The organism is Roseateles sp. P1_C6, assembly GCF_056406315.1.
Genome location: NZ_JBFUAK010000013.1, coordinates 1 through 16,274 on the forward strand (window position 1 = coordinate 1; position 16,274 = coordinate 16,274).

8 protein-coding genes are annotated in these 16,274 nt (G+C 67.3%); 6 read left to right on the forward strand and 2 right to left on the reverse strand.

The annotated features are described in order from the left end of the window. The 3 genes from AC1D29_RS25770 to AC1D29_RS25780 all read left to right on the forward strand — a co-directional run. On the forward strand, positions 1–1,678 hold a 1,678-nt coding region (locus tag AC1D29_RS25770), incomplete at its 5' end, for a chemotaxis protein CheA (protein WP_477902907.1). Positions 1,679–1,705: 27 nt separating this feature from the next. Continuing rightward, positions 1,706–2,230 (forward strand): chemotaxis protein CheW, encoded by a 525-nt coding sequence (locus AC1D29_RS25775; RefSeq protein WP_477902909.1) that lies wholly within the window; start codon positions 1,706–1,708, stop codon positions 2,228–2,230. 83 nt (positions 2,231–2,313) lie between these two features. Further along, positions 2,314–4,470, forward strand: a complete 2,157-nt coding sequence (locus AC1D29_RS25780; RefSeq protein WP_477902911.1) for a methyl-accepting chemotaxis protein — start codon at positions 2,314–2,316, stop codon at positions 4,468–4,470. A gap of 50 nt (positions 4,471–4,520) precedes the next feature. On the opposite strand, the gene alaS is transcribed toward AC1D29_RS25780, so the two are convergent. After that, positions 4,521–7,145 (reverse strand): alanine--tRNA ligase, encoded by a 2,625-nt coding sequence (gene alaS, locus AC1D29_RS25785; RefSeq protein ID WP_477902913.1) that lies wholly within the window; start codon positions 7,143–7,145, stop codon positions 4,521–4,523. A gap of 107 nt (positions 7,146–7,252) precedes the next feature. On the opposite strand from alaS, the gene AC1D29_RS25790 reads away from it, so the two are divergent. Further along, the gene (locus AC1D29_RS25790; protein ID WP_477902915.1) at positions 7,253–8,737 is read left to right on the forward strand and encodes an NAD-dependent succinate-semialdehyde dehydrogenase; all 1,485 of its coding nucleotides are present in this window, start codon (positions 7,253–7,255) and stop codon (positions 8,735–8,737) included. 249 nt (positions 8,738–8,986) lie between these two features. Next, a complete protein-coding gene (locus AC1D29_RS25795) occupies positions 8,987–10,438 on the forward strand; it encodes a PEP-CTERM sorting domain-containing protein (RefSeq protein WP_477902917.1) in 1,452 nt (483 codons plus the stop codon). 166 nt (positions 10,439–10,604) lie between these two features. Here AC1D29_RS25795 and AC1D29_RS25800 read toward each other — a convergent pair whose 3' ends face one another. Further along, positions 10,605–14,093 carry a TonB-dependent receptor gene (locus tag AC1D29_RS25800; protein WP_477902919.1) on the reverse strand — a complete coding sequence of 1,163 codons (3,489 nt, stop codon included), beginning with the start codon at positions 14,091–14,093 and terminating at the stop codon, positions 10,605–10,607. 439 nt (positions 14,094–14,532) lie between these two features. Between AC1D29_RS25800 and AC1D29_RS25805 the strand changes: the two genes are divergently transcribed. Further along, positions 14,533–16,224, forward strand: coding sequence for a bifunctional metallophosphatase/5'-nucleotidase (locus AC1D29_RS25805; RefSeq protein ID WP_477902921.1), 1,692 nt, complete (start codon positions 14,533–14,535; stop codon positions 16,222–16,224). The last annotated feature ends 50 nt before the right edge of the window (positions 16,225–16,274 follow it).

The window sequence follows — 16,274 nt, forward strand, 5'->3', positions numbered from 1 at the left end:
GGCCGCAACCGCCGCAGCTCCGGCCGCCGCAGCCCCCGCTGCCGCCGCCAAGCCCGGCACGCGCCTGCTGGAACTGCAGGTCGGCCCGCTGACCGACTTGAGCCTGGCCGACAACCTCGTCGAGCTGTTCAAGGAAATCACCGACCTCGGCAACATCGAACCGCTGGACGCCGGCCAGAGTTCCGACGGCATGCGCCGCTTCAAGGTGCTGACCAGCTCGACCGACAACGACCTGCTGGACCTGTTCACCTTCCACGTCGCGCGCGAACAGGTCAAGCTGACGCCGCTGGGCCCGGGCTTCGGCTTCTACGACGGCGCGCCCGGCGCACCGCCGGCCGAGGCGCCGTCCGCCGACCCCGGCTACGGCTTCTTCGACGACGCGCCCGGCGTGCCGGCCGGTGCCGCCAGCGCGGCCACGGCCGCCGTCGAGGTCGCACCCACTGCGGCCATCGTGCCAACCCGCCCGGCCACGCCGGCCGTCAAGGCCGATGCCAAACCCGCTGGCGGCGGCATGGACCAGACCACGCTGCGCGTCTCCATCGAGAAGGTCGATCAGCTCATCAACCTCGTCGGCGAGCTCGTCATCACGCAGGCCATGCTGGCCCAGAACAGCCGCGAGCTGGACCCCGCGCTGTACCAGCAGCTGACCTCGGGCCTGGCCGACCTGGAGCGCAACACGCGCGACCTGCAAGAGTCGGTCATGTCGATCCGGATGATTCCGATGTCGACGGTGTTCAATCGCTTCCCGCGCATGCTGCGCGACCTGGCCGCCAAGCTGGGCAAGAAGGTCGAGCTGGTCACGCAAGGTGAAGCCACCGAGCTGGACAAGAGCCTGGTCGAGAAGATCACCGACCCGCTGACCCACCTGGTGCGCAACAGCTGCGACCACGGCATCGAGATGCCGGCGGACCGCGAAGCGCGCGGCAAGTCCGAGCAGGGCACGATCACGCTGGTCGCCTCCCACCAGGGCGGCAGCATCGTCATCGAAGTGCGCGACGACGGCCGCGGCCTGAACCGCGAGAAGCTGATCAAGAAGGCCCGCGAGAAGGGCATCGACGCGCCGGACAGCATGACCGACGCCGAATGCTGGAACCTGATCTTCGCGCCCGGCTTCTCCACTGCCGAGCAGGTCACCGACGTGTCCGGCCGAGGTGTCGGCATGGACGTGGTCAAGAAGAACATCACGTCGCTGGGCGGCACGGTCGAGATCGACTCCGCCGAAGGCTACGGCATGAAGGTGTCCGTGCGGCTGCCGCTGACGCTGGCCATCATGGACGGCATGAGCGTGGGCGTGGGTGACGAGTGCTACATCCTGCCGCTGTCCAGCGTGGTCGAGTCCTTCCAGGTGCAGTCCGACACCATCAAGACCGTCGCCGGCTCCGGCCGCGTGGTCGAGGTGCGTGACGAGTACATGCCGGTTATCGAGCTGGAGAAGGTGTTCGACGTGCCGCGCTTCGACTTCGAGCACGTCAGCTCCATCATGGTGGTCGTTGAGGCCGAAGGCGGCCGCGTCGCGCTGCTGGTGGATGAGCTGCTGGGCCAGCAGCAAGTCGTCGTGAAGAACCTCGAAGCCAACTACCGCAAGGTCAATGACGTGTCCGGCGCCACCATCATGGGTGACGGTCGCGTGGCCTTGATCCTGGACGTCGGCAGCCTCGTGCGCCGTTCGCGCCACTGAAACCATCACACAACTGAAGAGGTCCGCATGGAAGCCAGCAACGTCCCCGCCCTGCGCCAGCAAGGTGCCGTCAGCGCCAAGTCCCACGGTCCCAAGAGCGGCGAGTACCTGACGTTTCGTCTCGGTTCCGAGGAATACGGCATCGACATCCTGAAGGTTCAGGAGATCCGTTCCTACGAGGCGCCCACCCGCATCGCCAATGCGCCGGACTTCATCAAGGGTGTCGTCAACCTGCGCGGCGTCATCGTCCCCATCGTCGACCTGCGCCTGAAACTGGGCTGCCCCAGCGCCGAGTACAACAGCTTCACCGTCGTCATCGTGCTGAACGTGAAGAACCGCGTGGTCGGCGCCGTCGTCGACTCGGTCTCCGACGTGCTGGAGCTGAGCCGCGACGCGATCAAGCCGGCGCCTGAGCTCAGCTCGGCCTCGGTGGACACCAGCTTCATCACCGGCATTGGTTCGGTCGGCGAACGCATGCTGATCCTGATGGACATCGAGGGGCTGATGAGCAGCGCCGAGATGGGCCTGATGGAAGCGGCCATCGCCGCCTGAACACCGTTTCCTGACCTCTTCACGCGCCCCCGCAACGACGCGGGGTGTGCGGAGCATTGCCCGCCAAGCCCTTGGAGATTCGCATGAGCCAGTCCGTCAACTCCATCGCCCGCCAGGTTTCCCTGACGGGCGCCGTCGCCGTCGCGGCGGTGCTGCTCGGCGTCAGCCTCGTGGTCGGCACCTTGCTGAAGCGCTCGGCCAACGAGCAGGTGCAGACCTGGGTTGGCGACAAGGCCGCGTCCCTGGTGGATGCCATGCAGGCCATGGACGACGTCGCAGCCAAGCAGACCCAGCGCAGCTTCGGCTCCTTCCGCCAGGAGTTCGGCCCCAGCTTCTCGCTGGACGAGGCCACCGGCGAGCTGCGTGACTGGGGCCCCAAGCTGAACGGCAACTTCACGCAGGTCGACAAGTTCGCGGCCGTCAACGGCGGCGTGGCCACGGTCTTTGCGGCCAAGGGCGAGGACTTCGAGCGCATCACGACGTCGCTGAAGAATGAGAAGGGCGAGCGCGCCATGGGCACGCTGCTGGACAAGCAGGGTGCGCCTTATGCAGCCGTCAAGACCGGCAAGGCTTACACCGGCCGCGCGCTGCTGTTCGGCCGCGCCTACATGACGCACTACGAGCCCATCAAGAGCGACGCCGGCAAGGTCATCGGCATTCTGTTCGTGGGCTACGACCTCGACGCCTTTGAGCTGGCCATGGACCGCATGGCCACCAGCGCCAAGTTCTTCGAGCACGGCGGCACCTACATCGTCGCGGTGCCCAAGGACCCGACCAAGGCCTTGCTGGCCGCCCACCAGACGGCCAAGGGCAAGCTGCTGTCCAGCGTCGCACCGGGCTTCGAGAAGGTGCTGGCCGAGCAGACCGCGAACGCCGTCGTGCTGGACGACGTGCCCGATGTGCTGGGCAATGGCCTCAGCGACAACTTCGCCGTAGCCCGCAAGAGCGAAAAGACCGGCTACTGGGTCATCGCCCAGGTGTCGCGCAGCGAGTCGCAAGCAGCGGGACGCTCGACACTGTGGTTCTTCTGGGGCGCGCTGGCCCTGACGACTTTGGGCCTGGGCTTTGGCCTGATGTGGATGATGCGCCGCTGGGTCGCACAGCCGCTGGCCTCGCTGCAGACCGCGGTGGGCGCGATCGCCGAGGGCGACCTGAGCCAGTCCGTCAGCAGCAGCCGCAACGACGAGATCGGCTCGCTGATCCAGGACACCGAGCGCATGCGCCAGCGGCTGGCGTCCACCATCGGCACCGTGCGCAATTCGGTCGACAGCATCGGCACGGCCAGCACCGAGATTGCGACCGGCAACCTGGACCTCAGCCAGCGCACCGAACAGACGGCCAGCAACCTGCAGAACGCCGCGTCGTCCATGAGCGAGCTGACTGGCACCGTGCGCCAGACGGCTGATTCGGCCCGCACGGCCAACCAGCTCGTGCAGTCCGCCGTGTCTGCGGCGACGCGCGGCGGCGAGGTCGTGGGCCAGGTCGTCACGACGATGGACGAGATCAACGTCGCCAGCAAGAAGATCTCCGACATCATCGGCACCATCGACGGCATCGCCTTCCAGACCAACATCCTGGCGCTGAACGCGGCCGTGGAAGCAGCCCGCGCCGGCGAACAGGGCCGCGGCTTCGCCGTGGTCGCGGGTGAGGTGCGCAGCCTGGCGGGCCGCAGCGCGGAAGCCGCCAAGGAGATCAAGGCGCTGATCGGCAACAGCGTGGAGCGCGTGGAGAACGGCGCCCGCCTGGTGCAGACGGCCGGCACGACCATGGGCGAGATCGTCTCCAGCGTGCAGCGCGTGCAGGACATCATTGGCGAGATCAGCTCGGCCGCCACCGAGCAGAGCGAAGGCATCGCATCCGTCAACACATCGGTCGTTCAGCTGGACCAGATGACGCAGCAGAACGCGGCACTCGTGGAAGAGTCCGCCGCTGCCGCCGAGAGCCTGAAGGAGCAGGCGCAGCGCCTGGTCGAGGCCGTGGCCGTGTTCCGCGTGGCGGGCAGCGAGCCGCATCGTGCCCCGGCATCGCGGCCGGCCGCACCGAAGGCTGCCCCGGCGGTGAGCGCACCCAGGCCGGCACCCGCCCCCAAAGCCGCCGTGACGCCCCGCCCTGCCCCGGCCATGAAGCCGGCTGCCAAGCCAGTCGCTGCCGCCAAGGCCAGCCCGGCGCCCGCAGCCCAACCCCGGCCGGCGCCAGCACCGGCACCAGCCGCCGCCGAAGGCGACTGGGAAACCTTCTAAAGAAAAAGGCCCGCTGTCGCGGGCCTTGTTTCATCGGCGGCTGGACCGCGTCAGACGCGCTCGGCCACCCAGGCCGCGACGCTGCTCAGCGCCGCGGGCACACCCGCCGGCTGCGTGCCGCCCGCCATGGCCATGTCGGGCTTGCCGCCGCCCTTGCCGCCGACCTGCTGCGCGACGAAGTTGACCAGCTCGCCAGCCTTGACCTTGGCCGTGCTGTCGGCCGTCACGCCGGCAGCGATCTGGACCTTGTCGCCATCCACCGCGGCCAGCACGATGGCAGCGGTCTTCAGCTTGTCCTTGAGCTTGTCCATGGTCTCGCGCAGCGTCTTGGCGTCGGCGCCTTCGAGCCTGGCGGCCAGCACCTTGATGCCCTTGACGTCGACGGCCTGCGCCATCAGCTCGTCGCCCTGGGCGGACGCGAGCTTGCTCTTGGCCGCGGCGAGTTCTTTTTCCAGCGACTTGATCTGGTCCAGCACGGCGTGCAGGCGGGCGCCCAGCTCGTGCGGCGACGTCTTGAGCGTCATCGCCGCGCCCTGCACGGTCGTTTCGAGCGACTGCAGATAGGCCAGCGCGTTGTCGCCGGTGACGGCCTCGACGCGGCGGATGCCGGCCGCGACGCCGGACTCGGCCACGATCTTGAAGAGGCCGATGTCGCCGGTGGCCTTCACGTGCGTGCCGCCGCACAGCTCCTTGGACGAGCCGATGGACAGCACGCGCACGTTGTCGCCGTACTTCTCGCCGAACAGCATCATCGCGCCCGACTTCTGCGCGTCATCCAGCGCCATGACCTGGGCCTGCGCGCCCGCGTTGGCCAGGATCTCGGCGTTCACCAAGGACTCCACCTCGCGGATCTCTTCGGCCGTCATCGGCGCGTTGTGTGCGAAGTCGAAGCGCGTGCGCTCGGCGTTCACCAGCGAGCCCTTCTGCTGCACGTGGGCACCCAGCACCTCGCGCAAGGCCTTGTGCATCAGGTGGGTGGCGCTGTGATTGCGCACGGTCTTGGCGCGGCGTTCGGCATCGACGCGGGCGGCGAACTGGTCGCCGACCTTGACCGAGCCTTCGACGACCTGGCCGTGATGACCGAACACGTCGGCCTGGATCTTGATGGTGTCCGCGACGACCACGCGCGTCGTGCCGTTGCGCAGCTCGCCGGCGTCGCCCGCCTGGCCGCCGCTCTCGGCGTAGAAGGGCGTGTGGTCCAGCACGATGACGGCATCGTCGCCGGCCTGGGCTTCGTTCACCTGCGCACCGTCGACGTAGATGGCCGTGACTTTGCTGTGCTCGCAGACCAGGTGTTCGTAGCCGTGGAACTCGGTCGCCACACCGCTGTAGGCCAGGCCTTGCGCCATCTTGAACTTGCCGGCGGCGCGGGCGCGGTTCTTCTGCTCCTCCAGCAGCTCGTTGAAGCGCGCCTCGTCCACCGCCACGCCGCGCTCGCGGCAGACGTCGGCGGTCAGGTCGACCGGGAAGCCATAGGTGTCGTGCAGCTTGAAGGCCGTGTCGCCGTCGACGTTGCCGCCCTTGGCCAGCGCGGCTTCGAGGATTTCCATGCCGGTGGCGATGGTCTGGAAGAAGCGCTCTTCTTCCTGCTTCAGCACGTCGGTCACGCGGGCCTGGGCCTGGCGCAGCTCGGGGTAGGCCTCGCCCATCTCGGCGCTGAGCGCTGCGACCAGCTTGTGGAAGAACGGCGTGCGCGCACCCAGCTTGTAGCCGTGGCGGATGGCGCGGCGGGCGATGCGGCGCAGCACATAGCCGCGGCCGGCGTTGCCGGGGATGACGCCGTCGACGATGGTGAACGAGCAGGCGCGGATGTGGTCGGCAATGACCTTCAGCGACGGGCTCGTCGCATCGCAGTCGCCACCGCCGGCTTCGTCCACGGCCTTCTTGGCCGCGGCGAGCAGGTTCACGAAGGTGTCGATCTCGTAGTTGGAATGCACATGCTGCAGGACCGCGGCCAGGCGCTCCAGGCCCATGCCGGTGTCCACGCTGGGCTTGGGCAGCGGATGCATCACGCCGTCTTCAGTCCGGTTGAACTGCATGAAGACGTTGTTCCAGATCTCGATGTAGCGGTCGCCGTCCTGCTCGGCCGAGCCCGGCGGGCCGCCGGCCACGTCGGGGCCGTGGTCGTAGAAGATCTCGGTGCAGGGGCCGCAGGGGCCCGTGTCGCCCATCATCCAGAAGTTGTCGGACATGTAGCGCGCGCCCTTGTTGTCGCCGATGCGCACGATGCGCTCGGCGGGCACGCCCACCTGCTTGTTCCAGATCTCGTAGGCCTCGTCGTCCTCGCTGTAGACGGTGACCCAGAGCTTTTCCTTGGGCAGGCCGAAGTTGACCGTCAGCAGCTCCCACGCATAGCTGATCGCGTCCTTCTTGAAATAGTCGCCGAAGCTGAAGTTGCCCAGCATCTCGAAGAAGGTGTGGTGGCGCGCGGTGTAGCCGACGTTGTCCAGGTCGTTGTGCTTGCCGCCGGCACGGATGCATTTCTGGCTGGTGGTGGCGCGCGAGTACGAGCGCTTGTCGAAGCCCAGGAACACATCCTTGAACTGGTTCATGCCGGCGTTCGTGAACAGCAGCGTCGGGTCGTCACCCGGCACGACGGGGCTGGACGCGACGATCTGGTGGCCTTTCGACTCGAAGAACTTCAGAAAGGTCTGGCGGATCTCGGCGGCTTTCATTCAGCGGCTTCCCTAGAAAAGGTCGGTGACAAAGAGGGTCGATTGTAGAGAGGGGGCTTTACGCGGCCCGGGTAGAGTGACTCTCAATACGACAGGAGAGACCCCCGATGGACGCCAATTCCCCGCTGGACGCACTCGAGAACCCCGGCCTGCTGCGCACCCAGGCCCTGATCAACGGCGAATGGGTCGGCGGCGCCGCAACTTTCGCCGTGACCGACCCGGCCACCGGCCGCGAGCTGGCGCAGGTGCCCAATCTGGGCCGCGCCGAGGCCGAAGCGGCCATCGCCGCCGCCGCCAACGCGCTGAACGCCTGGCGCAGCAAGCCGGCCAAGGAGCGCGCCGCCGTGCTGGTGCGCTGGCAGCAACTGCTGGTCAAGCATGCCGACGATCTGGCCCGGCTGATGACCGCCGAGCAAGGCAAGCCGCTGGCCGAGGCGCGCGGCGAGGTCATCTACGGCGCCAGCTTCCTCGACTGGTTTGCCGAGGAAGGCAAGCGCGTCTACGGCGAGACCATCCCGACCACCGACCCGACCAAGCGCTACCTGGTCATCAAGCAGGCCGTGGGCGTCTGCGCGGCCATCACGCCGTGGAACTTTCCGCTGGCGATGATCACGCGCAAGGTCGCCCCGGCGCTGGCCGCCGGCTGCACGGTCATCATCAAGCCGGCCGAGGCCACGCCGCTGACGGCGCTGGCGGCCGCCGAGCTGGCGCAACAGGCCGGCATGCCGGCGGGCGTGCTGAACGTGCTGACGGCCGACTCCGAACAGTCCATCGAGGTGGGCAAGGTGCTGTGCGAGAGCGATGTCGTGCGCCACCTGTCCTTCACGGGCTCCACGGAGGTCGGCCGCATCCTGATGAAGCAATGCGCGCCGTCGATCAAGAAGCTCAGCCTGGAGCTGGGCGGCAATGCGCCCTTCATCGTCTTCGACGATGCCGACCTGGACTCGGCCGTCGAAGGCGCCATCGCCAGCAAGTACCGCAACGCCGGCCAGACCTGCGTCTGCGCCAACCGCATCTACGTGCAGGCCGGCGTCTACGACGCCTTCCTGGACAAGTTCGCCGCCAAGGTCGCCGCGCTGAAGACCGGCAACGGCTTCGAGGCCGGCATCAACGTCGGCCCGCTGATCGACGAGGCGGCGCTGCAGAAGGTCGAGACCCACGTGGCCGACGCGATCGCGCTGGGCGCGCGACTGTTGTCGGGCGGCAAGCGCCTGGCAACCGCCGGCGGCCACTTCTTCGAGCCCACGCTGCTGGCCGACGCCACGCCGCAGATGCTGTGCTCGCGCGAGGAGACCTTCGGCCCGGTGGCGCCCATCTTCAAGTTCCAGACCGAGGCCGATGCCATCACGCTGGCCAACTCGACCGAGTTCGGCCTGGCCAGCTACTTCTACAGCCGCGACATCGGCCGCATCTTCCGCGTCGGCGAGGCGCTGGAATACGGCATGGTGGGCGTCAACACGGGGCTGATCTCGACGGCGGAGGTGCCGTTCGGCGGCGTCAAGCAATCGGGCCTGGGCCGCGAGGGTGGCCGGCAGGGCATCGAGGACTATGTCGAAGTGAAGTACCTCTGCCTGGGCGACATCCAAAAGTAGTCGCCGCCATCGGCGCAGCCAGCGCTCACGCGCTGGTTCTCACATCGCAGGAACCGGCCTCCTCAAGGCAGAGGACGAAAGCCTCATTCGACGCCCCGACGCCGGGTTCGCGTTGATCGCGGGCGTCGCTTGCGCCTGGGAGACTGCGGCAATCAGGCTTTGGAAATGCCTTCCAGCACGGCACCGCGCACCTGAGGTCCCCCTCGGCCAGGCACGGCTGGATGCAGTTCCACCCCTGAAAGCCCTCGCATGACCGTCACCGACGACAGAACGCGGCCGTTGCCCATGACGCCGCCACCCAGGCCGAGCGCCTGGTTGCCGGCCCTGGTCGCGTTTGCCGCCTTGCCAAGTACCGCAGTGGCCTACACCGCGCCGCCGCCCATGCAGCCGCCCTGCAGTGCTGGCAGCTGGAGCTCCACCGGCAAGGCCCCCTGCAACCTGGCCACCGCAGGCTATTTCGTCGCCCAGTCAGGCGCGACAAGCCAGACCGCCGCGCCCGTAGGCAGCTATGTCAGCACCACGGGGGCCACCTCGGCGACGCTGGCACCGCTGGGAAGCTACGTGGACACCGCCGCCGCGACCGCCGCCAAGCTCGCGCCGCTGGGCAGGTACGTCGACACCGTCGGGGCCTCGGCCGCGAAACTCGCGCCGCTGGGCCGCTACGTTGACACGACGGGCGCATCGGCGGCCAAGCTCGCACCCCTGGGCCGCTACGTCGACACCGTCGGCGCCAGTGCCGCGAAGCTGGCGCCGCTGGGCAGCTACGTGGACACGCTCGGGGCCGCAGCAGCCAAGCTGGCACCGCTGGGAAGCTACGTCGACACGACCGGCGCGTCCGCGGCGAAGCTGGCGCCGCTCGGCAAATATGTCGACACCACGGGCGCGGCGGCCGCGAAGCTGGCACCCCTGGGCCGCTATGTCGACACGGTCGGCGCGAGCAGCGCCAAGCTGGCGCCATTGGGCAGCTATGTCGACACGACCGGGGCCGCGGCAGCCAAGCTGGCACCGCTGGGCAGCTACGTCGATACCGTGGGCGCCACCGCGCCCAAGCTGGCGGCGCCGGGCTACTACGTCGATACCATCGGCCAGAAGGCGCCCCTGGCGGCGCCACCGGGCAGGTTCGCGTCAGGCCTCGGGAGTGCGATGGCAGCGGCCTGTCCGACCGGCACCAACTCCTATGGCGCCGGCTCCGCCTGCCGGGTCGTCAACGAGGCCTACCCGGATGCCGGCGTGACACCGGTTCTGGCCAGCACCTACGGCATCGGCGGCAGCCATGATCTGGGCAGCCTGGCGCCGGGGGACAGCTTTGCGTTCAACGTCTTCAACACCACCACGCAGTCGGCCTCGACGGCCAGCCTGACGTCCCTGACCTTGCGCGGCTACACGCTGACCAACCCGGCTCTGTTTGACTTGGTGGGCTTTGTCGACGGCGTGCAACTGGCCGGCGGTGGTGGCCTGGCTGCACTGTCGCTGCACGCGAAGGCCGGCCTGCCGCCCGGTGCATTTTCCTTCTCGCTGACGCTGGACACCGACCAGTACGCCGACTACGGCGCGGCCGGCAAGCAGTTCACCTACACCTTCACCGGCCTCAACGCCGCGGCGGTGCCAGAGCCTGCATCGGCCGCATTGCTGCTGCTCGGCGTTGGCGCACTGGCAGGTCTGAGACGTCGCAGTGTCGGCCGCCAACCTGCCGTGTCCTAGCGGCTGGCGAGGCTGTGGCCAGCGACGCGTCCTGAATTGCGTCGGCGATTTCGGACGGTTGCAGAGGTCGGGGCTATCCGGCCATCAACGGCAACAAAAAAAGGGCCCTTGTGGGGCCCTTTTGCTTTGCCAAGGCCGATGAGGCGGCCCTGGCGTTTTGCTCTTTTTAGAACTCGTAGCGAGCCGTGATCTGAGCGGCCCACTGCGACTCGCCCTTGACCTGGCGCTGCGTGTAGTCGTCCACCACCGGGTTGACCTGGTAGATGTACTTGCCGTTCGCGTCGAGGCCGACGTAGTTGACGAAGGTGCGACGCTGACCACCGGCCGAGGCGAAGGCGATCTCGTTGATGCGGCCCCAACGGTTGTTCAGCAGGTTGCCGAAGTTCAGGATGTCCAGCGTCAACACGCCCTTGTGCTTGGCCGAGAAGCCCGGGATTTCCTGGCTCACGCGCACGTCGAAGCTGTTGGTAAAGGGCGAGAACGCGCTGTTGCGCTTGACCACGCCACCCTTGGCATCACGCAGGGCCTTGTTGGCGTCCACGATGCTCCAGAACAGGGTCTCGTTGGACTTGTTCGTGGCGGTGTCGCCCAGGAAGACCACTTCACCCGAACCGAAGCCCGTCGGCACGTACATCAAGTCGTTGCCCGAGACGCCGTCGCCGTTCAAGTCGTTGCGGTAGGTCCAGCTGTAGGGCTTGCCCTTGCGGCCTTCATAGAACACGCCGACCGTCGTCTTGTACTTGCCGATCAGGGCCTGCGACCAGTTCAGGGACGCGTTGAAGCGATCCTTCACCAGGTAGGCCGAGTTCGCATCGACGTTCTCGTTCGGGTTGAACACCGAGCGGGCGTTGAAGTTGGAGTTGGACACCGACGAGGTCAGCGGGCTCACTTCGGTGGCCGACGTGCGGGTGTAGGCCACCTGCCAGTTCAGGCCCATCACCGGCTTGCTGCTGCCCAGCGTGAAGGTGATGGAGTCACCACCGCCCTTGTCGGTACCGGTGGCGAGCAGCACGTTGTTGTAGGCGGCGTTGGACAGCGCGCGATTACGGAAGCCCGAGCTGGTGGCCGACGTCGCGCACGGCACGCCGTTGGTCACGCTGCTGCCCGTGGCACTCCAGCACAGCGGGTTGTAGCCGGCCGGCGTGTAGAACAGCTCGCGGCCATCCTTGCCGGTCGCCGTCGGCGCACCCAGGTTCAGATGCTGGTAGTAGATACCGTCCTTGACCTTGGTGTGCACCCATTCGGCACCCGCCACCAAGTTCATCGGCAGCTCAGCATCGAATGCCAGGTTGAACTTCCAGACCGAAGGCTGGCTCAGCGACGGGTCGATCAGGTCGACGTTGACGGCCGAGCCACCGAAACCGGTGGTCGGTTGCTTGCTCGGATCCGGATTGAAGCTGCCATCCTTGGTGTTCACGCCCAGTTGGCAGGCCGAGAAGCCAGTATTGCCGCAGCCCACGAAGCCCGTCGCCAGGCCCGTGTTGGAGAACGGGTTGGACATCCAAACGTTGGCCGCAGCGCCCTGGAACAGGCCGAAGCCGCCGCGGACCTGCTTCTTCTGGTTGGCCTTGCCGTCCAGCACGTAGTTGAACCAGACGCGTGGCTGAGCCAGGTCCTTGCCATCCGCTGTGATGGCGTTGTTCAGGCCGAAGCCCCCCTTGGCCCGATCCACGAGGTTCCCTGTGACGCTGCCGGCAATGGGCGCGGCGAGCACGGCCGTGTTCTGCGCAGGGGAATCCGGCACCGAAGTGCGGTCATAGCGGACGCCAGCGCCCAACGTCAGGTTGCTGCTGACCGTCCAGGCGTCCTGCAGGAACAGGCCGGTGTTGGCCATGGACCACTTGGCGATGCCATCGTCCAGCGTCTTGCCGGTCAGCGGCGTCTGAACCTGGTAGCCGCTGAAGCGACCGCGTGTGAAGTTCTCCAGCACGGCGGCTTCCACGAGGGCGCCGCTCAAGTTGGCGCATGTCACGTTGCCAGTGAGACCCGGGGTTGTGTAGCGATCAGCAGCAGCGGTTGCCGCCGTGGTGTTGATACAGCCGAACGTGTAGTTGCCGTTGACGTTCTGGAAGAACGCGTTGTAGACCTTGTTGTTGCTGTAGTCGGCACCGGCCTTGATCTCGTGGTCACCCACGACCCAGTTGGCACCGAAGTAGCCGTCCACAGTCTTGGTGTCGAGGATGTTGAACTGGCGGCTGAGTTCCGTGCCGAAGTTCAGGAAGCGCGTACCGGTGTTGATGCCGGCGGGCGAACCGGCGGGAGCCGCGCCCTGGAACGACAGGCCGATGGCCGGCAGCTTGCTGTTGTTGACCGGCTCGGCGTGGTAATCGCGGTTGGACAGCTTCAGCTCGGTCGAAAAGTTGGGGGTCCAGTCTGCGAACCACTGACCGACGACGGTCTCGATGGTCTTCTTCTGGTTCCACCACCACGACGTCAGGTTCAGGCCGGTGGCGCTGTAGGTGCCGAAGTTGGTCTCGGCCTGGTCCGTCTTGGTGTAGCGGATGTTGGCGCGATGGTTCTCGTTGATGTTCCAGTCGACCTTGAGCAGCGTGTCCTTGACGGTGACCGGGGCCGGGCCGTTGGGCGTGCCGATGTCCATGCCGTACTTGGTCTTGGCGATGTTGGCGACGGCATCGATGGTGGCCTGCGAGATCGCCACATTGGTCAGCGGGCTGCCGACCGGGCCGAACTCGGGCTGGGCACGGTTGCTCTTCATTTCCTCGTAGCTGGCGAAGAAAAAGAGCTTGTCCTTGATGATCGGGCCGCCCAGAGTCACGCCGGTGGTCTTTTCCGTGTAGGGCAGGAAGTCGAACTGCTGGCCGGTGACACGGTTGAAGCGGCGGCCGCTCATTTCGTCGTCGCGATAGACGTAGTAGACGCTGCCCTTGACCTCGTTCGTGCCCGACTTGGTGACGGCGTTGATGTTGGCGCCGGTGTAGCCCTGCTGCGTGACGTCGTAGTTCGAGATGTTGACCTGCACCGACTGGATCGCGTCGATGGAGATCGGCTGCTTGATCGTCGGGAGGTTGTTGGACTCCAGGCCGAAGGTGTCGTTGATCTTGACGCCGTCGACGGTGATCGAGTTGTAGCGCGAGTTCTGGCCGCCGGCCGAGATCTCGCCGCGCTCCTTGTCGGTCTGCGACAGGCGCGGGTCCTGGCGGGCGTAATCCTGCAGGTTGCGGGCGATGGAGGCGTAGGCATCCAGTTCCTGGCGGCCCAGGTTGGTGCCGGCGCCAGCGTTGGAGCTGTTGAACTTGCTGTTGGCGGAAGTCGCGCTGCCGGTCACAACGACCGCTTCCAGCGTCTGACCGCCCAGGCGGATGTCGAAGTTCAGGCTTTCGGCCAGTTGCAGGTAGATGTCGTCCTGGCTGCTCTTGTCGGCGCCCTTGACGGCGGTGACGGAGTACGGGCCGCCGACGCGCAGGCCGCGCGCGCTGTAGCGGCCTTCACCGTCGGTCACCAGGGTGTTGGCCGAGCCGGAATCCTTGTGCAGGATGGTCACCGTGGCGCCCGCCACGGGCGCACCGGCTGCAGTTGTCACCCGGCCGCCAATGGCGGCCGTCGTGTTCTGCGCCATAGCCGGCGCGGCGGCCACGATGGCCACGGCGGCGCACAGCGCCGATAGCGGGAACGCGGACCCAAACCTGTTGCTCATCCCAATCACTCCTGTTGTGCGCGGCAGCTGCGCGGCTGATGTGTCGAAAACGGTCACGAAAACGTCATGCGGGACGCTCACGTGGTTGCGCGCGCCAGTGCCCAAAAAGGACGGGGCCGCAACGGTGGCGGAATTGTCATGACTTTCTGTGACAGAACTTTACGGGTAAGTCAGAAGTGGCCCGTTTTAGGCATTCCGCCCGGGAGGAAGGCACTGTCACAGTGCGTCGTGGCGCCGCGACAGCCAGCGTTTATCGGCCCGTTTTACCGGCGCTGCCGCAGGTAAAGCGCAAGTTGGCGCGCCGTTTTGCACCAATGTTGTGCATTCAAACGTCTTTGTAAACATCGCAAGCGTCGTCATGGGCTGTCGTGAAATCACTACAAACTCCCGCAACAAACGCACTTCTAAGATCGCCGCCCCAGCCCGAGCACTTGAGAACATGGCCTTGCACACCCCCTTCCGCCTCGCCGGCACCCCGGCACTGGCCACCCTCATCGCCGTCGTTCTTGCCGGTTGCGCCACCCAGCAGCCCCCCAGGACGACCGAGCTGGCGCTGCTGTCCATCAACGACTTCCACGGCAACATCCAGCCCGCCAAGCCGACGCCGCTGATGCCGCGCCTGCCCGACCCCGCCACCGGCGAGGTCAAAGCCCAGCCGGCCGGTGGCGTGGCCCACCTGGCCACGGCCCTCACCGAGCTGCGCGCCAAACACCCGGACGCACTGGTCGTCGCCGGCGGCGACCTGATCGGCGCCTCGCCGCTGATCTCCAACCTGCTGCGCGACGAGCCGACGCTGGCCGCCATGTCCGAACTGGGCATTTCAGCCAGCGCCTTGGGCAACCACGAGCTGGATGCCGGGCTGCCCGAGCTGCTGCGCCAGGCGCGCGGCGAATGCGGCGCCGGCGGCTGCCTGTGGCCGGGCTACAAGGGCCCCGGCTTCTCCTACCTCGGCGCCAACGTGCTGGACGCCGCCACCGGCAAGCCGCTGCTGCCCACCCATGTCATCAAGCCGGCCGGCAGTTTGAAGGTGGCGATCGCAGGCGTCGCCACGCTGGAGACGCCCCTCGTCATCGTCGCGCGCGCCATCAAGGGCATACGCTTCGCCGACGAGGCCGACACGCTGAACGCGCTGGTGCCCCAGCTCAAGGCCGAGGGGGCCAACGTGCTCGTCGCCGTCATGCACGAGGGCGGCGTGCAGGCCCAGGGCGCGGGCGCCAACGACCCCAGCTACGCCTGCCCGACGCTGACCGGCCGCGTGCAAGACATCGCCAAGCGGCTGGACCCGGCCTACGCCATCATCATCGGCGGCCACACCCACCAGGCCTACACCTGCAAGATCAACGGCCGCCTCGTCGTGCAGGCCGGCAGCTACGGCGGCTGGATCACCGAAAGCCGCCTCAAGCTCGACGCCAGCGGCCGCGTGCTGGACGCCCAGGCCGTCAACCATCCCGTGCTGCAGTCCGTCTACGCGCCCAACGCCGCGCTGGCCGACCTCGTGGCGCGCGCCGCTGCGCTGACAGAAGCTGCGCGCACCAAGCCGGTGGCCACCCTGCCGCGGGGTGCGACACGCTTTCCCAAGGAGCCGCATGGCGACGCGGCGCTGGGCAACCTGATCGCCGACAGCCAGCTCGCCTTTGCACGCAAGCAGGCGCCGGCCGACCTGGCCTTCATGAACCCGGGCGGCATCCGTGCCGAGCTGGTCGTGGAGGCCGGCAAGCCCACCACGATGAGCGACCTGCTCGCCATCCAGCCCTTCGGCAACGAACTCGTGGCACTGACACTGACCGGCCAGCAGCTGTTCGACATCCTGCAGCGCCAGTTGCCCAAGGCCGGTGCCTCGCCGCGCATGCTGCAGCCCTCCTCCACGCTGCGCTACCGCTGGCGCGCGGGCGCCGACGGCGCGCCCCAACTGGGCGAGATCCTCATCGACGGCCAGCCGCTGAACCGCACGCGGGACTACCGCGTCGTCGTCAACAACTTCCTGTCCGAGGGCGGTGACGAAGCGGCGGGGTTCAAGCACGGCCGCGACCGCGCCGTGCTGGGCACTGACATCGACGCCCTCATCGGGCTGCTGCGCGAGAACCCGCAGGCAGTCAACCAGGCGACGCCCGGCCGCATCGTGCGCGAGTAGCGCCACAGAACCGGCGGCCTAGGGCAAACCTGTCGCTTCTTGCAGCGACC